General features: G+C 71.0%; 21 protein-coding genes. 8 read left to right on the forward strand and 13 right to left on the reverse strand.

Annotation, left to right across the window (positions count from 1 at the left end; all coding sequences use genetic code 11):
* Positions 1-7 precede the first annotated feature (7 nt).
* The 3 genes from E0H26_RS08500 (at position 8) to E0H26_RS08510 (ending at position 2,710) form a co-directional block, all read left to right on the forward strand.
* Complete coding sequence (locus E0H26_RS08500) at positions 8-1,009, forward strand: glycosyltransferase family 2 protein (protein ID WP_240742068.1); 1,002 nt, start codon at positions 8-10, stop codon at positions 1,007-1,009.
* Positions 1,006-1,719 (forward strand): polysaccharide deacetylase family protein, encoded by a 714-nt coding sequence (locus E0H26_RS08505; protein ID WP_131302933.1) that lies wholly within the window; start codon positions 1,006-1,008, stop codon positions 1,717-1,719. Before E0H26_RS08500 ends, E0H26_RS08505 begins: the two co-directional genes overlap by 4 nt.
* 184 nt (positions 1,720-1,903) lie before the next feature.
* Complete coding sequence (locus E0H26_RS08510) at positions 1,904-2,710, forward strand: AfsR/SARP family transcriptional regulator (RefSeq protein ID WP_131302935.1); 807 nt, start codon at positions 1,904-1,906, stop codon at positions 2,708-2,710.
* Positions 2,711-2,717: 7 nt separating this feature from the next.
* On the opposite strand, the gene E0H26_RS08515 is transcribed toward E0H26_RS08510, so the two are convergent.
* From E0H26_RS08515 to E0H26_RS08525, 4 genes are all read right to left on the reverse strand, one after another.
* Positions 2,718-3,341 (reverse strand): class I SAM-dependent methyltransferase, encoded by a 624-nt coding sequence (locus E0H26_RS08515; protein WP_131302937.1) that lies wholly within the window; start codon positions 3,339-3,341, stop codon positions 2,718-2,720.
* Between the two features lie 64 nt (positions 3,342-3,405).
* Positions 3,406-4,407 (reverse strand): lysylphosphatidylglycerol synthase domain-containing protein, encoded by a 1,002-nt coding sequence (locus tag E0H26_RS29785; RefSeq protein WP_240742069.1) that lies wholly within the window; start codon positions 4,405-4,407, stop codon positions 3,406-3,408.
* On the reverse strand, positions 4,404-5,441 hold the full coding sequence (locus E0H26_RS29790) for a glycosyltransferase family 2 protein (protein ID WP_240742070.1): 1,038 nt from the start codon (positions 5,439-5,441) through the stop codon (positions 4,404-4,406). Before E0H26_RS29790 ends, E0H26_RS29785 begins: the two co-directional genes overlap by 4 nt.
* Positions 5,438-6,676 carry a glycosyltransferase 87 family protein gene (locus E0H26_RS08525; RefSeq protein WP_131302939.1) on the reverse strand — a complete coding sequence of 413 codons (1,239 nt, stop codon included), beginning with the start codon at positions 6,674-6,676 and terminating at the stop codon, positions 5,438-5,440. The genes E0H26_RS29790 and E0H26_RS08525 overlap by 4 nt, the downstream gene beginning before the upstream one ends.
* A 543-nt stretch (positions 6,677-7,219) precedes the next feature.
* Between E0H26_RS08525 and E0H26_RS08530 the strand changes: the two genes are divergently transcribed.
* Entirely contained in the window at positions 7,220-8,203 is a 984-nt protein-coding gene (locus E0H26_RS08530; protein ID WP_240742071.1) for a trypsin-like serine peptidase, read from the forward strand.
* 315 nt (positions 8,204-8,518) lie between these two features.
* Positions 8,519-9,283 carry a sulfite exporter TauE/SafE family protein gene (locus tag E0H26_RS08535; RefSeq protein ID WP_206024958.1) on the forward strand — a complete coding sequence of 255 codons (765 nt, stop codon included), beginning with the start codon at positions 8,519-8,521 and terminating at the stop codon, positions 9,281-9,283.
* A 38-nt stretch (positions 9,284-9,321) separates the two neighbouring features.
* Here E0H26_RS08535 and E0H26_RS08540 read toward each other — a convergent pair whose 3' ends face one another.
* On the reverse strand, positions 9,322-10,149 hold the full coding sequence (locus E0H26_RS08540) for a class I SAM-dependent methyltransferase (protein ID WP_131302943.1): 828 nt from the start codon (positions 10,147-10,149) through the stop codon (positions 9,322-9,324).
* Between the two features lie 85 nt (positions 10,150-10,234).
* On the reverse strand, positions 10,235-10,819 hold the full coding sequence (locus E0H26_RS08545) for a hypothetical protein (RefSeq protein WP_131302945.1): 585 nt from the start codon (positions 10,817-10,819) through the stop codon (positions 10,235-10,237).
* Between the two features lie 434 nt (positions 10,820-11,253).
* Between E0H26_RS08545 and E0H26_RS08550 the strand changes: the two genes are divergently transcribed.
* Entirely contained in the window at positions 11,254-12,798 is a 1,545-nt protein-coding gene (locus tag E0H26_RS08550; protein ID WP_131302947.1) for an NAD(P)-binding domain-containing protein, read from the forward strand.
* Here the strand turns inward: E0H26_RS08550 and E0H26_RS08555 are convergent.
* The 4 genes from E0H26_RS08555 to E0H26_RS08570 all read right to left on the reverse strand — a co-directional run bounded on the left by E0H26_RS08555 (position 12,782) and on the right by E0H26_RS08570 (position 16,580).
* The gene (locus E0H26_RS08555) at positions 12,782-13,381 is read right to left on the reverse strand and encodes a nitroreductase family protein (RefSeq protein ID WP_131303191.1); all 600 of its coding nucleotides are present in this window, start codon (positions 13,379-13,381) and stop codon (positions 12,782-12,784) included. The two genes, E0H26_RS08550 and E0H26_RS08555, sit on opposite strands and share 17 nt — an antisense overlap.
* Before the next feature lie 162 nt (positions 13,382-13,543).
* Entirely contained in the window at positions 13,544-14,695 is a 1,152-nt protein-coding gene (locus E0H26_RS08560) for a carboxylate-amine ligase (RefSeq protein ID WP_131302949.1), read from the reverse strand.
* 47 nt (positions 14,696-14,742) lie between these two features.
* Complete coding sequence (locus E0H26_RS08565; protein ID WP_131302951.1) at positions 14,743-15,906, reverse strand: M20/M25/M40 family metallo-hydrolase; 1,164 nt, start codon at positions 15,904-15,906, stop codon at positions 14,743-14,745.
* A 98-nt stretch (positions 15,907-16,004) separates the two neighbouring features.
* Positions 16,005-16,580: a carboxymuconolactone decarboxylase family protein gene (locus E0H26_RS08570; RefSeq protein ID WP_131302953.1), complete on the reverse strand. Its 576-nt coding sequence runs from the start codon at positions 16,578-16,580 to the stop codon at positions 16,005-16,007.
* A 283-nt stretch (positions 16,581-16,863) separates the two neighbouring features.
* Between E0H26_RS08570 and E0H26_RS08575 the strand changes: the two genes are divergently transcribed.
* Complete coding sequence (locus E0H26_RS08575; RefSeq protein ID WP_240742072.1) at positions 16,864-17,640, forward strand: class I SAM-dependent methyltransferase; 777 nt, start codon at positions 16,864-16,866, stop codon at positions 17,638-17,640.
* 122 nt (positions 17,641-17,762) lie between these two features.
* Here E0H26_RS08575 and E0H26_RS08580 read toward each other — a convergent pair whose 3' ends face one another.
* The 3 genes from E0H26_RS08580 to E0H26_RS08590 form a co-directional block, all read right to left on the reverse strand.
* A complete protein-coding gene (locus E0H26_RS08580; protein WP_131302959.1) occupies positions 17,763-19,190 on the reverse strand; it encodes a glycoside hydrolase family 43 protein in 1,428 nt (475 codons plus the stop codon).
* Positions 19,191-19,619: 429 nt separating this feature from the next.
* Entirely contained in the window at positions 19,620-20,072 is a 453-nt protein-coding gene (locus E0H26_RS08585; RefSeq protein WP_240742073.1) for an SRPBCC family protein, read from the reverse strand.
* Positions 20,069-20,407, reverse strand: a complete 339-nt coding sequence (locus E0H26_RS08590; RefSeq protein WP_131302963.1) for an ArsR/SmtB family transcription factor — start codon at positions 20,405-20,407, stop codon at positions 20,069-20,071. The genes E0H26_RS08585 and E0H26_RS08590 overlap by 4 nt, the downstream gene beginning before the upstream one ends.
* A gap of 145 nt (positions 20,408-20,552) precedes the next feature.
* Between E0H26_RS08590 and E0H26_RS08595 the strand changes: the two genes are divergently transcribed.
* Complete coding sequence (locus E0H26_RS08595; RefSeq protein ID WP_131302965.1) at positions 20,553-21,539, forward strand: serine hydrolase domain-containing protein; 987 nt, start codon at positions 20,553-20,555, stop codon at positions 21,537-21,539.
* Positions 21,540-21,555 lie beyond the last annotated feature (16 nt).

Genomic DNA, 21,555 nt, shown 5'->3' on the forward strand with positions numbered 1-21,555 from the left:
GCTCGTCATGCCGCCGACGGTGTCGGTCATCGTTCCCACCCACAACAGCTCGAAGACCCTGGGGGCGTGCCTCGAGGCGATCCACCGGCAACGACACCCGGTGACCGAGGTCATCGTCGTCGACGACGCCAGCACCGACGACACCCGCGCGGTCGCCCAACGGTTTCCGTGCCGGCTGCTGGTCACCGACCGCAACGCCGGGCCCGCCGCTGCCCGCAACCGTGGCATCCAGGCCAGCACCGGCGAGCTGATCTTCTTCCTCGACTCCGACTGCGCACCGGAACCGGACGCGTTGGGCAACGCCCTCGCCATCCTCCGCGACCAACCGGACGTCGCCTGCGTACACGGCATCTACGCGCTCGAACCACTGATCGACGACGGCCCCGTCGAGGCGTACCGGCTGGTGCACGGGCACTACTGGCGGCTGCGCAACGTCGGGCGGGTACGCACCACCCTCTTCGCGGTCTGCCTCATCCGGCGCGAGGTGTTCACCACGGTCGGCCTCTTCGACGAGAAGCTGCGCGCCTCCGAGGACGTCGAACTCGGCGACCGGATGGGCGACCGGTACGGCATCGTCCTAACCGACACGGTGGTCTGCCGGCACGACGACGACAGCCGGCTCGGCGCACTGCTGCGCAAGCAGTTCCGCCGCTCACAGCTGCTGATCCCGGTGGCCCTGGCCGAACGCGGGCCGGCCGGGATCCGCGCCAACACCATGGCCGGCCTGCTCACCGCGACGCTGGTGCCGGCAGCCCTGCCGACGGCGCTGCTCACCGGCGGCTGGCCGGTGCTGTCCCTGCTGTTCTTCGGGCTGTTCATGGTCGCCGAACCCGGCCTGCTGCGGTTCGTCCTGCGTCGGCGGGGGCCCGCGTTCACCGGCTTCTTCTTCGGCGTGCACCTGCTGGTCCAGCTCGCCGTCGTCACCGGAGCCGTGGTGGGCGGCTTGCGTCACCTCGCCGACCGTGACTTCGGACCGACCCGGGCGACCACCGCGAAGACGTCCCGATGAACGGCCGACGAGGACCTGCCCGGCTCTGTTCGCACCTGCACGCCCAGGCACTGCACTACCTGCTCTTCGCCTACCGTGGTGGGCAGGCGCTGCGCCGCCGTCCCACGCCCGGCGGCCCGCACTGGCCCGCCTTCGGCCTGGCCGGCGAGGAGATCGCGCTCACCGTCGACGACGGCCCGCACCCGAGGTGGACCCCGCCGCTGCTCGACCTGCTGGACCGGCACGGCGTACGGGCCACCTTCTTCCTCATCGGTGACCGGGTGCGGGAGCGGCCGGACCTGGCCCGCCAGGTGCAGGCCGCCGGTCACCTGATCGGAAACCACTCGATGTCGCATCCGCAGCCGTTCGCCGCGCTCACCCGGCACGAACTCCGGACGCAGATCGAGCACACCCAACGTGAGATCGAAGACGCCGTCGGGGTCACCCCGCGGCTGTTCCGCGCGCCCGGCGGCAACTGGTCGCCGACGGTCCTGCGGACCACCGCCGCACTCGGCCTCACCCCGGTCGACTGGACGGTCAATCCCAGCGACTGGCGTAGTCCCGGCGTCCCCCGGATCGTTCGGACCCTGTCGCGGACCCGGCCCGGGCAGATCGTGCTCTGTCACGACGGCGGCGGTGACCGCTCGCAGACCATCGCGGCCCTGGCCGAGGTGCTGCCGCGACTGACCGCGCGTGGGCTGCGCTTCGTCACCGTCGCGGACCAGCGGTAGCCGCCGTGGACGCCGCCATGGCCTCCTGGGCACGTCGGACGCCGATCACACGTCAATCCGTCGACTCACCGGTCCCGCCGATCCGCCCCCGACGCCGTGGGTGCCCGGAGCCCGGACAGAGCCGTCGAGAAAGTGCCGAGCCGGGTCGTGACACCCCGGCCGAGCTGGGTGGGAGAGACACCTGATGGCGCAAGATGAACTGTCCATACTGCTCCTGGGGCCGGTGCGGGCCTGCCGGGGCGACACTCTGCTGTACCTGGGCACGCCTCGGCAACGGGAAGTCCTCGCGGTGTTGGCGATGCGCAGCGGCATGGTGATGTCGGTCGCCCAGATCGTCGAGGCGATCTGGGTCGGCCGGCGGCCCGACTCGGTGGAGAACATGGTGCACACCTATATCGGCCGGCTGCGCCGAGCGCTCGAACCGCCCGGCCACCGGCCGGCCCTGGCCCGGGTGCTCCGCTCCACCCGACCGGGTTACACCCTCGACATCCCGGCCGACGCGGTGGACACCATCCGCTTCGAACAGGACGTGCGGGGCGCCCGCGCCGCCCGCTCCCAGGCGGACCTGCCCCGGTCGCTCTACCTGTTCCAGCGGGGTCTCACCCGCTGGTCCGGTCGGGCGTTGCACGAGGCCACCGGGCCGCTGGCCGAGGCCGAACGCATCCGGCTGGCCGAGCTGCGCCAGGACGTGCTGGAGGAGATGACCGGGGTCCGGCTCCTGCTCGGTGACATCGAGAACGTGGTCGCCGAACTGCGCTGGATGCTGGCCGAGCACCCGATGCGGGAGCGGCTGTGGGAGCTGCTGCTCATCGCGCTCGGGCAGACCTCCCGGCGGGCGGAGGCGCTCACCGCCTTCCAGGACGCCCGGACCACACTGGCCGACCGGCTCGGCGTGGAACCGGGACACCGCCTCCAGGATCTGCACCGCCGGCTGCTGCGCAGCGAACCGGTGACGGTGTGGCCGTGGTGGGAGCGGCGGGTCCCGGTCTGAGTGGCGGTCACGGCCCGGCGACGGCGGCGGGGGTGAGGACGAAGAAGGCACCGGGGCCGGCCTCGCCGGCCTCCGGCGGCTGCCAGGTGGTGACGTCGAGCCCGCAGCCCCGGATCACCGCCACGAACTCCCGGGACCGCTGCACGTCGTAGATCTGCACGAGGATCCGGCCCCGGGTGGTGAGCAGCCCCGGCAACCGGCGCAGCAGATCCGCCGCCTCCGCCACCGAGAGGTAGTAGATGACCTCGCGCAGCAGGATGGCGTCGTACCGGTCCGGTGGGACGTATGTCCGGATGTCGGCCACCGCGTACGACGCGTCCGCCCGGTCGAGCGACCGGGCCGTCTCGATCGCCCGGCGGCTGATGTCCACCCCGTGGTAGTGCCGGTACCGGCCGCGCGAGAGGGCGAGGTTGGCGCTGGTGCCACAGCCCAGGTCGAGGATCCTCGGGTGCGGTGCCCACGTCTCGATCAGGGACAGCGGCACGCCGCCGTCGCCGGTCTCGTCGAGGTAGCCCCAGAGACCCAGCGCGTACTGGACGTCCCAGAGGGCCGCGTTCAGCCGTGGGCTGCGCCGCACCAGCGCCCGGACGGGCGCGCCGACCCGACCCGCCATCGTCCTCAGCTTCGACACGATGTCACCGACCTCTCTCTGCCGCCGTGGCGATCCGGCGGTCGTAAATGCTGGCGGGGCCCGGTCAGCCGACCGGTGTCGGCCGCTCGACCGGGTCTTGTCGCGGCCCGGCGTCGACGCGCCGGTCGAGCCGGCGCCGACGGGTGTGCAGGTACTGGGCCAGCAGCAGGCCACCGCCGCCGACGGCCACCTCGCTGAGGGCGCAGACCAGCCGGCTGATCAGCACCACCGGGGTGGCCACGGCCACCGGCAGCACGGTGGCCAGCCCGATCATCAGCACCGCCTCGCGTACCCCCAGGCCGTCCGGGGCGACCACCACCGCCAGGCCGGCGACGGTGGCGGCGGCGAACCCCGCCACGCAGATCAGGTACGACCGCACGGGCGGTGCGCCGGCGGCCACCGCGAGCAGCCACAGGTGATGCCCGGAGACGACCCAGGACAGTGACTGGGCGGCGATGGCCCGCCGCAGGCCGGACGGGGAGGCGGCGACCTGCGGTGGCGGGCGGCGCAGCAACCGGGCCGCCCAGGCGAGCCCACGGTTGAACAGCTCCGGGCGGACCACCAGCACGACCAGCGGGACCGTGGCGAGCAGCAGCCACCAGGTGGCGCCGGACAGCAGCGCCGGCCCGGCCGCCAACGCGACCGTCATCCCGGTCATCGCCACCACCGCCCAGCTGAGCAGGAACACCCCGGCCAGCCGGACCGGCCCCACCTCGATCTCCTTGCCCATCCGCAGCAGCACCGGCAGGGCGACGAAGCGGCCGGGGACGAACTTGGCCAGGAACCCCACGAAGAACAGCCGGTACGCGGTCCACCGGTCGACCGGCGCACCGAGGTCGACGAAGAGCGCCCGCCAGGAGGCCAGCCCCAACAGCAACCCGATGGCGTTGATCAGCAGGGCGCCGACCAGCGCGGCTCCCACCCGCCACGGGTCGAGTTGGCCGGCCAACTCCGCCACCGGCGCCCAGTCCTGGGCGCGTACGAACAGCACCAGGCCGACGGTCAGGGCGACCACGAAGACGACGGTGAACGCGCGGTTGACCAGCCGCCACCAGCGGCCCTTCATCGGCGCGACGCCACGGTGACCGGCCGGGACCCCACCGCGCGGACCCGCCGCAGCAGCGCGCCGGACACCCCCAGCCCCATCCCGACGAACTCCGTCAGGTGAGTCAGCCACCGCAGGCCGGCGGCGTAGAGCAGGAAGCGCGGGCCACGGTGCCGCAACGCGAACGCCAGCAACTCCCGGTCCGCCACGATGGCGGCGCCGACCAGGGTCACCGGCAGGGCGGCCAGCCAGGGTGACAGCAGGATCAGCGGCGCGGTGCCCACGGTCAGCCCACTGGAGACCATGCCGACCACCGACCCGAGGTCGACCCGGTGCGGGGTCCGCGCCTCGCCGCCCGCACCGGCGGCCGGACGTTCCCAGCGCCCGGCGACGACCGCACCGGCGTACGTCACCGCGCGGCGGAACAACTCCGACAGGTACGGCCGCAGCCGGTCCACGTCGTCGTGGCGACCGACCATCTCGGCGCTGACCCGGATCGCGTAGCGCTGCGGCAGCCGGGTGCCGAACTCCACGTCCTCGGCGTCGCGTAGCCGCTCGTCGAAGCCGCCGACCAGGTCGAAGACCGCCTTGGGCACGGCGGTGAGCGCGAACATCGTGGTCGTCGTCAGCCCGGCCGCCCGACGTCGCCAGAAGTGCTCGAACAACGTCTTGTACGCCTCGACCGGGCCGTCGTCGTAGAGCGGGCGCAGATCGTAGATGCCCTGCACGACACCGCAGTCCGGGTACGCGGCGAGGGTGCGGACCGCGACCGCCAGGGCGTCGGGTGCCAGGGCGATGTCCGAGTCGACGAAGAACAACACGTCACCGGTCGCCTGGGCGGCACCGGCGTTGCGGGCCGCCGACACTCCCCGGTTGACCGGGAAGGCCAGCACGGTACAGGGGAACTCGGCCGCGATCCGCCGGGACCGGTCGGTGCTCGCGTCGTCGACGACGATCACCTCGGCCGGCGGTACGGTCTGGGCGTAGACCGCCGACAGACAGTCGCGCAGGGTCCGTTCCTTGTTGTAGTTGGGCACCACCACCGACACCCTCACCGGACCCACCCCTCGGTACCGTCGCCGCCGGCCCGTCCGCCGCTCGGGCGCAGCGCCAGCCAGCCCAGCGCCGCGAACCCGACCAGCACGTACAGGTTGGTGTGCAGCAACTCCACGCCCCGGAAGTGCAGATCGGTGCCGCGCAGCCCGATGAGGGTCCAGGCGGCGCTGGCCACGAAGCCGACCCAGAGCAGCGCGCCGGCACCGACGGCGACCCGGTCCCCGGCCCGCCGGCCGCGCACCACCAGCAGCACCAGGGCGGGTACGCACCACACCCAGTGGTGGTGCCAGGAGACCGGCGACACGAGTAGGCCGGTCGTCGCGCAGGCCAGCACGCCGAGAAACTGGTCACCGGCGCGGACACAGCGGACCGCGACCACGATCCCGGCCAACGCCGTCAGCACCGCCAGCGGCAGCCAGACGGCACGTACGTCGGCGGTGTCGCCGAGCCGGGCCAGCGCGCCGTGCAGCGACTGGTTCAGCACAGTTCGGGGGTCGCCGGTGACCCGGGCGGTGTCGAGTAGCCCGCCACCCCAGAACCGGACCGAGTCGACGGGCCGCCACGCGTAGCCGAGCCCGGCGGTGGCGAGAAACCCGGCCGTCGCCACCCCGGCCGCGCGCCACCGGCGTAGGCAGAGCAGGTACCCCACGAAGATCAGCGGAGTCAGCTTGATCCCGGCGGCGATGCCCACCCCCAGCCCACGCCAGCGGCTGTCCGGGTCGCCGGTCAGGTCCAGCAACACGATCAGCATCAGGAAGATGCCCACCTGGCCGACCTGGAGGTGACCGGCGACCGGGAAGACCGGCAGCACCGCGATCGTGCCGAGCAGAACGGCAGCGGCGCCGGTACCCGCGCCAGCGGCCCGCAGCGCCGCGCGCACCACGGCCGCCAGCGCGACGACCGTGGCCATCGACCAGATCCCGATGCCGGTCGTGGCGCTGACGTAGGCCAGCGGTTGCAGGAGCAGGGCGGCGAACGGCGGGTACGTGAAGCCCAGCACGATACCGTCCGCACCCTGGTGGGTGGCGTCGTAGAGCCGCCCGTCGCCACCGGCGGCGGCGATCGCGGCCGTCCGGTAGACGGCGAGGTCTCCCCAGAACCGGCCGGTGCTCCGGTGTACGACGACCGTGGCGGCGGCCACCAGGCCCGCGAGCACCAGCAGCGCGGTGGCGGGTAGTGCCGTGCGGAGCCGGCGATCCGGCCGAGGACCCGCCGCCGGCGAGAGGACCGTCACCGAATTCCCCCTTCGAAGGTCGGTGGGCAGACGGTAACAATCGATATGTCAATGCTTCCTGGAACTGACCTGGATTACCCACGGCCAGGGCCGACGGCGCCGATCCGGGCAGAGCGAGGTACAGCTCGCCGTTGCGGTGACATGGCGGTGTCCCGGGCGTCGCAAGTCCACCACTCCGCCGAAGCGGAGTTGATCAACCGGCGGGCGGTCGGCCATGTGGACGGCGTGCTCTCGTCGACCCGTCGCGCTGAGCGCTGGCGGGCGGGTCGCCTCCGCTGGCTCGCCGACTACGCGCCATAGAGTGACGTGCGTCAATTGAGTCAAAGCTGTGACGGCTTTGCGTCAAAGCGCTGGTTGCAGGGCAAATTGTGGCGACCGAATGATGCGTACGCCCAGGTCGTGGCGTGTTGTTGAGGTGCCCGTGATCCGACACGCTCTTTTCATTGCGATCAACGATTGTCAATCAATATGCTTCGAGTCGCTCCGTTGTGGAGACCAAGGACTAGGGAGGTCCTCTTGAAATTAACCCTGCGTTGGACTGCGATGGCTGGACTATCGGCAGCGCTAGTCCTGGGGGGCGCACCGGCCGCCAATGCAAATCCCACGACAATCGAGAACAACGGCAACACCAGCACCGTCGCGCGTACCAGTGACGGTCGCGCGATCACCAACGACAAGATTGCCAAGGAGGTCGCCGAGTTCTGGACGCCGGAGCGGATGGCCTCCGCCGTCGACCTGACCTTCGCCCGGCCCGGCGGAGCCGTCGAGTCGCCGAGCCGCGCGCCGAAGCCCACCGGGCCGGCGGGCACGGTCGCGCCCATGGCGCCGCGGGCGGCGGTGACCGGCGATGACGTCAGCACGCTGGTCAACGAGTCGCTGGCGGTCGGCAAGGTCTACTTCACCATGCCCAACGGTGCCACCGCCTCCTGCTCGGCCAGTACGGTCGCCAGCGGCAAGCGGCGGCTCGTGGTGACCGCTGGCCACTGCGTGCACCAGGGTGCCGGTGGACAGTGGTACAGCAACTGGCAGTTCGTCCCGCGGTACCGCAACGGCGCCCGGCCGTTCGGCACCTTCGTGGCGTCCAGCCTGAACACCCGCACCGCGTGGATCAACAGCAGCAGCTACGCCGAGGACATGGGCATCGCCGTCATGAACAACGGCGGCTCCTGGGGACTCAAGGTCGTCGACACGGTCGGCGGTCACGGCCTGCGCTGGAACTGGGGATACAGCGTTTCGGTGACGGCGCTCGGCTACCCGTCGAATCTCGGCGGCGGGGAAAGCCAGTACTACTGCCAAGGCACCACCTGGAATGCCGGCGGCCAGCAGATCCGAATGTGGTGCAACATGACCTACGGTTCCAGTGGCGGACCCTGGCTCCAGGAATACAACGACGCAACCGGTTACGGGTTCATTAACAGTGTCGTGAGTCACGGCGACAATCCGGGTAACGGTCAATTCGACGGCCCGTACTTCGACGACGACATCAAGAGCCTCTACGACTTCGCGGAAGCTATTTCCCCCGCGTAGGGCGGCGTGTGCGAGAGCCCTGGCCGAACGGCCAGGGCTCTTCACGCATTCCGACGAACACCGGAGCCCTCGGCCTGCGGAGGGTAACCGTGTGTGGGCGGGGTTGCGGCCGTCCGCCGGCAGACATCCAGGCCGATCGAACTGTCGTCCGGGTGCTGGTAGGTTGCCCGACATGGATCATGAAGCGGCGGGTGGGTTCACGGGGGTATCGGTGGATCTGCCGGTGGCCGCCGGCCGACGCCGGTATCCCGCCGCCAGCCGATGATGGTCGCGGCAACAGGTCTCAGCCAGTCGGCGGGGGCCTGGTGGGAGTGGGTGGCGATCCTCGGCGCGGGCTTCTGGGCCGGGATGATCAACGTCGTGGTGGGATCGGGCACCCTGGTCTCCTTCCCCGTTCTCCTGCTGTGTGGCTACCCACCGCTGGTCGCGAACATCTCCAACACCATCGGCCTGGTCGGCGGAAGCCTCTCCGGCACCATCGGGTACCGGCGTGAACTGCGCCAGAACCGCAGCCTGGCGCGGATCCTGCTACCCGCCTCCATCGTCGGCGGGGTCGGCGGTTCGCTCGCCCTGCTCGTGCTGCCGGCCGAGGCATTCGACACCATCGTGCCCGTGCTCATCGCCGGCGGAGTCCTGATGGTCGTGGCCGGGCCGCTCGTGCAACGCCGAGCGGCGCGCCACGCCGACCCGGCAGGTCGGGCGAGCACGATCTCCACCGGCCGCCTGGGCGGCATCGTCGGCGGCGTCCTCGTACTCGGGATCTACGGTGGCTACTTCGGCGCCGCCCAGGGCATCCTCGTCGTCGGGCTGTTGAGCATTCTCACGACCGAATCCATGCAGTCACTCAACGCCCTCAAGAACCTGCTGGTGATGACGGTCAACCTGATCGCCGCGATCGTGTTCATGCTGGTGGCGTGGAACTCGATCGACTGGCTCGCGGTCGCGCTCATCGCCAGCGGCGCCACCGTCGGCGGTATCGTCGGCGCCCGCGTCGGCAGGCGGCTGCCGTCGACCCTCCTGCGCGCCCTCATCGTCGTCATCGGCACCGCCGCGATCGTCAACCTGCTGTTTCTCCGCTGACGGCACACCGGCACCGAGCCGGCGGGGCACCGAGCCGGCTACCCCTGAGCCCGTTCGGCGCGCTGCCCAGCACGCAGGAACGTCAGGTAACAGCGTGCCACCCGGTCGCCCATCCGGGTGCGGATGCGCTCGGCAACGGCGTCGAGCAGCGGCTCACGGACGTCGCGGTCGAGCCGGCGATATGGCGAGGTCGAGCGAAGCAGATCGGCGAAGCCGTCCCCGTCGAACCACTGAGTGGTCGGGTACCAGCGAACGATGGTGGGGCCGAACAGGTCGCCGGACGCCTCGGCCAGTCCCCGACCCTCGTCGGTGCGGCGTACCTCGTCCGCACGTGGTGGATGCCCCCAGTCGGGGTTCCCGGGAGAGAAGTGCTCGTGGAGATCGGCGGTCTCGGCGTACACCTCCGGCTCTCCCGGCCGGCGGACGACGACGTGGCCGAGCAGCGCCAGCCAGCCGCCAGGACGCAGCACCTCGTACGCTCGCCGCCACCCTGTCGACGGGTCGACCCAGTGCCAGGCCGACGCGGCCACCAGGACGTCGAAGCGCGCACCGTGGTCGTCCCAGTCCTCGAACCTAGCCGTCTCGACGGTGACGTTGTCGAAGGCGGCGAGCCGTTGGCGAGCGAGTGCGGCCATGCCCGCGCCCGGTTCGACGGCGGTCACCGAACACCCCAGCGCCGCCAGCGACCGCGTCGCCTGACCGGTACCGCAGCCCACCTCCAGCACCGGCGAGCCATCGTCCACACCGGTGACGGCGACGAGGTCCGCGAACAGCTCGTCGGGGTATCCCGGCCGGACTCGGTCGTAGAGCTCCGGCACCTCGTTGAAAACCCGACCGAGGTCACGTCGATCCGAGCGGCCGGTCATGGCGCCATCCTGCCCGACACCGTCGCCGACGTGCGGGCCGTTCCACGAGCAGGGACGGCCGCGCGAGCACGGTCGGGTCATCCGGTCACAGGCCGGCCGCGGCGTCGTACCGGCGGCGTAGGTCGGCCATCTCCGAGGGGGCCAGCGCCTCCTTGAGCGCCGGCTCGGCGAACTTGGGCGGGAACATCTCCCGCAGCCGGTCGACGAACCGGACGTCCTCGGTCGCCTCGACCACCTGGATGCCCATCGGCTCGGTGGACATGTCGATGATCACCGGGCCGGCCAGCTTGACCGCCCAGTCCCAGGTGCGCTTCTGCTCGGCGACACCGCAGAGGTGGAAGCCGTACACCGTCCGCACGTCGGCGAGCGTGCTGGCCTCGGACGGTTCGTAACCGTAGACGTGGACCCCGCAGATCACCGCCGGCTTCGTCTGCTCACCGTTTACCGCCTGCTGAGGGCTGTGTCCCGCGTGGTTGTGCTGCTCCGGGTCGGCCTGTTCGAGCGTTACCCGCATCCGGGTCATGATCTGCTCCTGTAGATCCGCCGGCTCGGCCTCCCCGCCGGCCGAGTTGACCAGTACGGCCGTGCCGGTCGAGACCACCACCAGGATCGCCGCCACCCACACGTAGCGGTTCCGGTACCACCCCGCGATGCCTGCTCGGGAAACCATGATCGCTTCTCACCTCGTCGCCGGTTCTGGTGCGTTGGTAGACCCCATCGGACGCCCCGGCCAGCCCTGAATGGAATTGCCGGGGGGACACGTACGGCGGTGACACTGCCCAGGGAAGATGCGCCCGCCGTCGTGGCGATGGCCCGGCGATCCGGCGCGCGAACGCCTACCAAGCGGCGCGCTGCCGGCACTGCGATGCTCCCGTGCTTGCCGTTTCCCAGCACGGTTGCCCCCGTGCTGCGGCGATATGAGCCATTCCAGCACGCCTGGACCCGCTTCGGCAACATCGACGGCCCTCAGCGTGACGCCCCGGGTCGACGCCGCCCCGGCTGCCGGCACGGACCGGTTCCGCGTGACGGCGAGCGGTGGCATTGACACGCGCCGTCGTCCATTCCATGGTCGATGGATTCGTCTCTCCGTCGAAGGGCCGCAGGATGGTCAAGAACGAGCACGGGTACGTCGTCGTCGGGGCGGGGCCCGCCGGTGTTCAACTGAGCTACTACCTTCAGCAGCACGGTGCCGATTACCTGACGCTCGAAAGTGGCGACGCGCCGGGCGGGTTCTTCCAGCGGTTTCCCCGTCACCGCCGGCTCATCTCGCTGAACAAGGTGCACACCGACAGCAGCGATCCGGAGATCCGGCTGCGCTGGGACTGGAACTCGCTGCTCAACGACTCCCCGGAACTGCTGTTCCCGAACTTCAGCCAGGAGTACCTGCCGGCGGCCGACGACCTGGTGCGCTACCTCGCCGAGTTCCAACGGGTCCACCAGCTCAACATCCAGTTCGGCACGACGGTCGAGCGGATCACCCGGACCGACGACGGTTTCCGGCTGCGTACCAGCCGGGGTGAGGTGCGGGCGCGATGCCTCGTCGTCGCGACCGGCTGGGGCCAGCCGTTCGTGCCGGCCATCGCCGGCATCGAACACGCCATCGGGTACGAGGACATGGAGATCGAACCCACGGCGTACGACGGCAAGCGGGTCCTGATCATCGGCAAGGGCAACAGCGCCTTCGAGACCGCCTCGGCCATCCTCGGCCGGGCGTCCATGGTGCACCTGGCCAGCCGGCAGCCCCTGCGCCTGGCATGGAACACCAAACACCCCGGGGACGTACGCGGTCAGTACGGCGCGATCCTCGACAGCTACCAGTTCAAGACGCTGCACTCGGTGCTCGACTGCACCATCGACGAGATCCGGCCGGTCGACGGGCGGTTCCAGGTGTCGATCACGTACACCCACGCGCAGGGTGAGACCGCCGTGCTCGACTACCACACGGTGCTGCGGTGCACCGGCTTCCGGATGGACACCTCGATGTTCGACGAGACGTGCCGGCCCGAGATGGTGCGGGACGGTCGGATGCCCGGGTTACGCCCCGACTGGCAGTCCACAAACGTCGACGGCCTGTACTTCGCCGGCACCATCGCCCAGGCCCGGGACGTCAAACACGCGTCGTCGCCGTTCATCGACGGCTTCCGGTACAACCTGCGCACCTTCACCCGGATGCTGCGGGAACGGTACGACGACGTGCCGTTGGCGTACGCGACGGCCCCGGCCGACGCCGGGACGCTGACCAAGCTGATGCTCGACCGGGTCAACTGGAGTTCGGCACTGTGGACCCAGTTCGAATACCTCTGTGACGTCTTCGTACGCGACGACGCGACCGGCGTCTTCCACCACTACGAGGACCTGCCGGAGGACTACGCGGTGCAACGCTTCGCGTCCGCCACCCAGTGGTACACGCTCGCGCTGCGGTGGGGCCGCGACGACTACGGTGACGTCTTCGCCATCGAGCGGCACCCGACCCCCGACCGGGCCAAGGAGAGCGCCTTCATCCACCCGGTGATCCGGCGCTACCGGGGCGCGGAACTGGTCGCCGAACAGCACCTGTTGGAGGATCTGCTGGCCGAGTGGCGGCGCCCCGACCGGCACGTCGAGCCGCTGGTGGAGTTCCTGACCAAGGACCTCAACGACGGATCATGACCTCGTCGAGGGGCTTGCGGGTCAGGTCGGGGACCTGGGCGTCCGGCGTGGGATAGCCGACCGGCATCACCACGTACGGGCGCTCCTCCGGCGGGCGCTCACACACCTCGTTGAGGAACCGCATCGGGTTGGGCGTGTGGGTCAGCGTGACCAGACCGGCGTGGTGCAGCGCGGTGATCAGTAGGCCGACCGCGATGCCGACGGACTCCTTGACGTAGTACGGCTTCGGGCTGTGCGGCCCCTGGTGTACCTCGAACACGACGATGACGGCCGGTGCGGTCTCCAGGAACGGCTTCCGCCAGTCGGTGCCGAGCCCGGCGATCGCATCGAGCCACTCCGCTGAGGCCCGGCGGTCGTAGAACGCGCGCTCCTCGGCCTCCGCCGCCTCGCGTAGCCGCCGCTTGCGGGCCGGGTCGGTCAGCACGACGAACCGCCACGGCTGGACGTTGGCACCACTGGGTGCGGTCGAGGCGGCCCGGATCGCGGCCTCGATCACCCCGTCGGGCACCGGATCGCTGGCGAAGTCACGTACGGAGCGGCGCTGCGCCATCCGTTCCGCGAACGCCTCCGCCTCGCGCACCATGTCCGCCGGCGGCCTGCGGTCATGCCGGATCGGGACCTTCGGTAGCAGGTCGACGTCGGTCACCTGGGCCTCCCCTGAGCAGGTGTGCCGGTTGCCGCGCGGCGGACTGCCGGTCGCTGCGTTCGGCTCCTCCAGCATCGCGGAGGCCGGGGCGCGGCGTCGTTACGCAGGTGTGCTTTGTTCGCGCGCGGGCAGGTCAGGCGCGGTGTGCACGGCAATCTCGTCGACCACGTCGGCGAGCCGCCCACGCACCGCCGCGGCGGCCCGCTGGCGGGTCGCCCCGTCGCCGTCGGTGCTGAGCCGCGCCAGCCAGTCCTCGACCCGCGCGCGGTCGCCCGCCTCGTCCAGGGCTGGCCGGGCGAGCCCGACCAGTCGTTCGGCGAGCGCGGCAGCGGGCAGCGGTCGGCCGGTGGCGACGTCGACGCCGTGGCCACCCATCCCGTCGCGGGCGGCCCGCCAGTACGCCAACCGCAGCAGCTCCGGAACCAGCCTCGGCCCCTCGTCACCCCGGTCGACGGCCTCACCGGCGACGACCACCAGCGCCCGCACCAGGGCGGCCAGCGCCACCGACTCGGCGGCGGTGACCGGCACGTCGGCCACCCGTACCTCGAGCGTGGGGTGGTTCGCCGACAGCCGGAGATCCCAGAAGATCGTGCCGTGGTCGACCAGCGCGCCCGCCTCCAGCAACATGTCGACGTGGTCGTCGTACTGCTGCGCGGAGGTCAGGAACGGCGGGGCGCCGGCCACCGGCCAGCGGCCCCACGTCACGCTGCGCCAGCTCGCGTACCCGGTGTCGCGCTCGTACCAGAAGGGCGAGTTGGCGGTCAGGGCGAGCAACGCCGGCAGGTGTGGGCGCAGATGGTTGCCGATCAGCACGGCCCGGTCCCGGTCGGGCTGCTGCACGTGGACGTGCACGGCGCAGATCGCGAGTTCGTCGTGCAGGCCACGGAAGGTGGCGTTGCCCCGGTCCTGGCGCGGCCCTTCGGTGATGGGCGGCGGCACCGCCCGGCCGACCACCGGTGAACCGCTGGCGATCACCCGCAGGCCCGCCGACCGGGCGGCGGCCTGGACCACCCGGCGGCCCTCGGCCAACTGCGCTCCGAGATCGTCCAGGCTCTGACACGGGTCGGTACGGGTCTCGACGTGCAGCTTGGTGATCTCGCCGCCCACCCGGCTGCCGAGGGCTGGGCGGGCCCGGTCGACGACGGTGGCCGCCTCCGGCACGACCTCGCCCCGATCGGCGTCGACCACGAGGAATTCCTCCTCGACGCCGAGCAGGGGAATGGCTGAACCCGGGCGCTGTCCGATAGTCATGCCGCCGCCGACCCCTCGCTGCCGGTCCTCTGCCGGCGCTGAGCACGTTACGGGATCCGGCCGACGGCCCGCGCCCCCGAACACTCCATCGAGGACAGCGTGTCGACGAGTCCGGCCAGAAGTGCCGTCCGTTCCGGCATCCGGTCGAGGCAGACGTACTCGTCGGCGGAGTGCGCTCCGCCGCCGACCGCCCCCAGCCCGTCGAGGGTCGGTACGCCGAGCGCGGCGGTGAAGTTGCCGTCCGAGGCACCGGCGGCGTACGCGCCGACGAGGTTCGGGATGCCGAGCTGTCGGGCGGTCGACTGGGCCAGTTCCAGCAGCGGTCGGGCGAGTTCGGCGGACATGGGGTAGCGGTTGATCCCACCCCGCACCGCCAGCGTCGCCTCGGACAGGTGCGGCTCCAGACCGCGGATGGCGTGGTCGACGCGTTCGAGTTCGTCCCTGGTCCAGGCCCGGACGTCGACGGCCAGGACGGCACTGTCGGGCACCGTGTTCGTGGTGGTTCCCGCGGAGAGCAGGGTCGGGGTGACCGAGGTGCCACCGTTGCCCGCCGCGCCGAGCGCGCCGAGCGCGAGAACCTGGTGGGCGACCTCGACCGTGGCGTTGACCCCACGCTGCGGTTCGACGCCGGCGTGGGCGGCGCGACCCTGGACGGTGAGGCGGTACACCGAGCCGCCCTTCCTGGCCACCTTGACGTGTCCTTCCGGGGTGGCCGCCTCGCAGACGAGAACCGCGGCCGAACGCCGCGCCTCACATTCGATGAGTGGCCGGGACGTGCCGGATCCGCTCTCCTCGTCACAGGTGAGCAGCACCCCGACCATCGAGGTGTCCTCGATCAGGCGCAGCGCGGTGAACATCTGCACGATGCCGGCCTTCATGTCGCACACGCCCGGCCCCGTCGCGACGTCCCCGCGTACGGTGAAGGGTCTGGATCGGATCGTGTCGACCGGGAAGACGGTGTCGAAGTGGCCGAGCAGCAGCACCCGCTGGTTGGCTGCCGGCCAGAGCAGGTGCGGTAGGCCGTCGAGCACGACCCGCTGGGCGGGGCGGCCGAGCACCTCCTGTCCCCAGCCGGCGAGCAGGTCGGCACAGGACGTGAGGTGGGGCACCGAGCCCGGTGCCGACTCGCACGCCACGAGCGTGCCCAGCCGGTCGACCATGTCTGCCTGGAGCTTTCCCGCAGCGTGGCGCAGACGACGTGCGTGGTCCATCGATCCCTCCGACTTCACGGGTGACGGGCCTGGCCAGGCATGTCCATCGACCATCGCAGAGGAATCGGGGCGTAGTCACCCTTGTCCGTGCTAAGTGCTCAGTCAGCCGGCTCGGCTTCCGGCACCCGGATCGCCGCGCCGTAGCCGAGCTCGATGACCCGACGTGCCGACTCGGCGTAGGCGTCCCGACCAGCCGGCGCGAAGGTGCCGAGCCCGTCGACGTACCGGTTGTACATGCAGAAGGCGGCGGCGATCAGGACGGTGTCGTGGATCTCCAGGTCGGTGGCGCCCGCCGCGCGGGCGTCGGCGACCAGGTCGCTGGTGACGTGCCGGCCACTGACCTGTACCGCACCGGCGATGCGCAGCAGCGCCCGGAGCTTGGCCGAGATCGGCGCGGTGTCGAGATCCGCGCGCACCTGGTCGACGAGGTCGTAACCCTCGTCGAGCTGTGCGGCGGCGAACGCCGAGTGCGACGCGCAGCAGAAGTTGCACTCGTTGCGCCCGGACACGTACGCGGCGATCAGCTCCCGCTCCCCGGCGGAGAGCGAGTGCGGGGCGCGCAGCAGTACCTCGGCCAGTTCGTTGAGCGGCTTCGCCGTCTCGGGGCGGTAGCGCATCGGGCCGGTGATGCCGGGGAACTGCTTCTCGTCGATCCCGAGATCGATGTGCGCCATGCCCGTCCTGCCTCTCGGTCGTCAGTGTCGGTGGGGCGTGACCGCCGCCGCGCAGCCACGATCACATCCCCCGGCCGGTCGCGCTTCTTCATCCGTGCGCGTTGTGTCGCTAGATAGCTGCTTGCCTCCGTACGTTCCAGGGCTGTGGTGGACGACGGCCAGTGCCTGCCGATCGAGCGAGCGGGGCGCGGTGCGGCCCGTTGACTGCCCTGAGCAGAATGCCTCGCCACCGGCCGCGCACCGTGGGCAGGCTGTCGGAATGGCATCGGGCTTCCGTGGTGAGGTGGCAACGTACTACGCGCGGCACCGGCGCGGTTATCCGCCCGAGGTGCTCGACGCCCTCGCCACGGCGTTCGGCCTCGGCGGGGACGACACGGTGATCGACCTCGGCTGCGGCACCGGCCAGTTGAGTATTCCGCTCGCCGCCCGGGTGCGGGCCGTCGTCGGCGTGGACCCGGAGCCGGACATGCTGGCCCTGGCTCGCCAGGCTGCCGTCGATGCCGCGACCACCAACACCGCCTGGGTACTCGGCGCCGACCGGGATGTGCCCACGCTGGGCCACCTGCTCGGGGAACGGACGATCGGCGCGCTGACCGTCGCGGTCGCCATCCACTTCATGGATCGTGACGCGCTGTTCCGCACGATCCGGCCGCTGGTACGGCCCGGCGGTGGCGTCGCCGTGATCACCAACGGCGTACCCCTGTGGTCGCAGGACACCCGGTGGTCCGAGGCCCTGCGCGGATGCCTGGAACGGCTGGTCGGGCGGCCCGTCACGGCGACCTGCGACACCGACGCGGCCGGCCGTCGGCGCAACCGGAACGCCCTCGTCCGCGCCGGCTACCGGTACGCCGAGTCGGTGGTGCAGTACGACGCGCCGCTCACCATCGAGGACATGGTTGGCGGCGTCTTCTCCGCCATCCCGGCCGAGCTGCTGCCCTCGGCGGCGGACCGGGCCACGTTCACCGCCGAGGTACGCGACGCCCTGGACGGACGCGACGCGGTCACCGAGCGGGTCCGGGTCTGGCTACAGTTCGGCACCGCCCACGTTCCGGCGCGGTGAGCGCCGACCGGCCAGCTGCGCGGCGAACGGGGTCGACCTGCGCGCCCAGCCGCCGGACGTACCGTCGCCGTTTGGGACCGCCGCGCCGCGTCGCCCGGGTGCGGGCGACGCGGCGGCGGGGGTCAGTGGCCGACCCGGAAGGTGGCGTCCTCACGCCCGGTCGCGTCGGTGATCTGGTGCAGGTAGAGCCGGTTGGCCTGGTGACGGAGGTGGCGGTTCGGGAAGTTGTGCGACCGGAACGACGACCAGCCGGCGTTGGCGAGGCCGGCCACCCGGTGGAAGGTCGCGTCGGCGCGGAAACCGGCGGTGTTGTCGTTGGCCGCCAGCACCACGGCGTAGTTGGCGTGCCGCAGGTACCGTCCGGGCTGGTTGACCGACTCGAACGAGATACCCGCCGGGTCGGCGAGGCCCGGCACGAGCCGCCATTGGGAGTCCTGGTACGGGTCGAAGGGCATGGCCTGGACGCGCGCCACTCCGCCGTCGTGGCGCAGGTAGGAGCCGGGCAGGTTCCACGACTTCAACCGGTTCCACTGGGTCGTGCCGCCGTAGCGGTTGAGCAGGTTCGTGCGGTCGGTAGCGGAGATCGGGTGGATCGAGTTGTGCTTGGCGTTCAACGGAGGCGTGTAGTTGCGCTGGCTGACCGGGCTCCAGTTGCCGGTGACGATGTCGCCCTGCCAGGCCAGGAAGACGCTGTTGGGGCAGAACGTGTCGCCCCACAGCCACCAGGTCGACGAGGTCAGCGACCGCACCAGCGTCGGTGCCTCGATGCACCCGCCACCGGTGCCGTTGGTGTAGCGGACGAAGCTGCCCGGGTTCAGCGACGTCGACCGGGCGCCGTACAGCGTCGAGGGCGAGTTGCTCTTGTAGTACAGGTAGTTCATCCCGTTGACGCCGGTCACCACGTGGGAGTCGATGACGCCGTTCGGTCCACCGTCGAACAGCACGACCGGGGTGGTCACGTTGATGAAGTTCGTCGTGTAGACCACCATGATCACCGAGTAGTTGTAGCCGGTGGGCACGGTCGAGAAGGTGATCGCGTACTGGTTGCGGCCGGCGTCCCAGTAGATCGAGGGCGCCCAGGTGAAGGAGTTCGGGTTCGGCCAGTTGACGTTCACCAGCCGGTCGGCGGACCAGTTCACCAGGTCCCGGGACGTCCAGATGTGGATGTTCGGGTTCGCGGCGAAGAAGTTGCCACCGACCGGGATGTCGGTGGCGGCGACCACCCAGGTCCCGTCGTTGAGCCGGAACAGGAAGGGGTCGCGGATGCCCCGGGTGCCGACCGTCGGCGTCAGGATCGGCTGGTTGTTGTTGAGCGGCGTCCACTCCAGCGCGTCGGAACTGACCGCCAGGTGCACCGCGTTGACGTTGCCGGCGCCGCTGAGTGACTCCTTGAAGTAGGCCATTACGTACGCCGAGTCGGCGGCCAGCGCGGGGGCGGGTGCGACGACCGCGGCCAGCGCCGTCAACAGCGTGGTCAGCACTGCCGCGACCGATGCACGCAGTGTCCTCGGCCCTGGCCGGGGGATCGGTGTGCGGACTGGTCCGGGCATGGACGACTCCTCTCTCGCCCGGCGGTGTCCACCACGTGGACGAACCAGCGGACCGGGGCGGGATGGTGGCGAGTGTGAGCGATAACATAAACGTGCGTCAAGATTTAACGCCGTTGTTCAGGCCGGGACATCGCGCTGTGCGTGGCGGACCTGACCGGCCGGCGGGAGGCGCGGTCGAGGCCAACTACCGCCCCGCGTACGACATCCTGGTCCGGCCGACGGACAGCGTCCTGCCGCTGAACAGCAGCGCAACCTGGTGCAGGCCGGTCAACTCGCCGGATTGCGGGGGTGGGATCGGTGTCGAGGAGTGGCGGGAGATCCAGCGCCTGCCGGAGGTGTCGGTCGCCGCGCCGGTGGCCGGCTCGACCCCGACCGGACCTGAACCGATGTGCCGACCGGGATGGCGTACGCGCCCCCGGTCGGCACGCGTCAGCGGTGCAGGTACGCCTCGATCCGGGCGAACGCCCCGGCCCATGCCTTCTCGGCGAAGAAGTCCCGCAGCTCCGGGGCGGGGAAACCGGTCTGCACGACGGTGACGAGGGTGCCGTCGCCGTCGGCTGCGAAGGTGACCTCGATGTGGGTGGTCATGGTCGAACCGTCCGGACTGCTGCCGACCGACTCGGTGACCAACCGGTGCGGGCGTTCGATCACCAGGAAGGTCTGCGTCTCGCGGAACAGGTGGTCGCGGCTCGGCCCCCAGACCGCCGTCTGGGTGCCGCCGACGCGCAGGTCACTCTCGATCTCCACGATGCCGGGCTGCTCGTCGAGGATGCTGAACCAGATCTTCTGCTGCGCCGGATCCGTGTAGGCGTCGAAGACCTCCTCGGGGGAGGCCGGCAGGTGCCGGCTGAGGCGCAGTTGCAGGTCGGATGTCTCGGTCACTGCTCGATTCCCTTCCGCAGGGTGAAGTAGGCGTCGAGACCGTCGAGGCGACGCTCCCAGAGCCGCTGGTAGAAGCTGATCCATGCCATCGCGTCGTCCAGTCGCTCGGTGCCCAGCCGGCAGCGCCGTGACCGGCCGACCTTCTCGGTGACCACCAGACCCGCCTCCTCCAGCACCCGGACGTGTTTCGTCATCCCGGTGAGGGAGATGGCGAACGGCTCGGCCAGGTCGCTGATGGTGGCGGGTGCGGTGCCGAGCCGGGCGAGCACCTGGCGGCGGGTCGGGTCGGCCAGCGCCGAGAAGATCCGGTCGAGACGCGCGTCTTGCTGAACCATGTGGTTCACCGTAGCAATAGTGAACCATCTGGTTCAACGATTTGGGTCCCGGGATGTTCGGGGCGGCCGATGGCGGGGCGGCGAAACCGCGCCGCTTGCCCGATAGTGGGTCCAGCCAGCCCCCGGCCCGAGAACGAGAGGTGCCATGACCACCCAGCTGAGTGAGCTTCTGGCCAGCACGCTGCAAACTGGCCGGCTGCCCGGCCTGCACGCGACCGCGGTGGTCCAGGGCGGCCAGACCCTGCTGGAGTACTACGGCACCGGCCTGGACTTCGCCTGGGGCGATTCGCTCGGCGTCATCGAGTTCGCGCCCCGCACGCTGCACGACGTGCGGTCGGTCACCAAGAGCGTGACCGCCCTGCTGTACGGCATCGCGCTCGGCGAGGGCCGGGTTCCCGACCTCGGCGAGCCGTTGCTGCGCCACTTCCCGGCGTACGCCGATCTGGCCGTCGAACCCGACCGGGCCCGGCTCACCGTCGAGCACGCGCTGACCATGACGCTCGGCCTGCGGTGGCGCGAGGACCTGCCGTACGACAGCCCGGCGAACGCCGAGATCGCGATGGAGTTGGCGCCGGACCGGTACCGGTACGTGCTGGAGCAGCCGATCCTGGAACCACCCGGCACCCGATGGGGATACTGCGGTGGCGCCACCGCGCTGCTCGGTGGACTGATCGCGCAGGGCACGGGCCGGCGCTTGCCCGACTACGCCGAAGCGGTGCTGTTCGCGCCGCTGGGCATGACCGGCTTCGACTGGATGACCGGCACCGACGGGGTGGCCTCGGCCGCGTCCGGGCTGCGGCTGGCCCCCCGCGACCTGGCCCGGATCGGCGAGCTGGTGCTCGCCCGGGGCGCCTGGCAGGGCCGCCGGGTCGTCCCGGCCGACTGGATCGACGCGATGCTGGTGCCGCGTACCCGGACCACCTGGGGCGCCGGCTACGGCTATCACTGGTACCTCGAAACCGGCACCGGCCACCGGGTCGTCGCCGCCGTGGGCAACGGCGGGCAACGCCTGTTCGTCCTGCCCGAGTTGGACCTCAGTGTGGCGGTGACCGCCGGCAACTACGACGACCCCGAGCACTGGCGGACCCCGGCGACGCTGCTGGAACAGGTGATCCTGCCCGCGCTGAGCTGACCCGTGACGGGTCGCG

The organism is Micromonospora zingiberis, from assembly GCF_004331455.1.
Lineage (GTDB): Bacteria > Actinomycetota > Actinomycetes > Mycobacteriales > Micromonosporaceae > Micromonospora > Micromonospora zingiberis.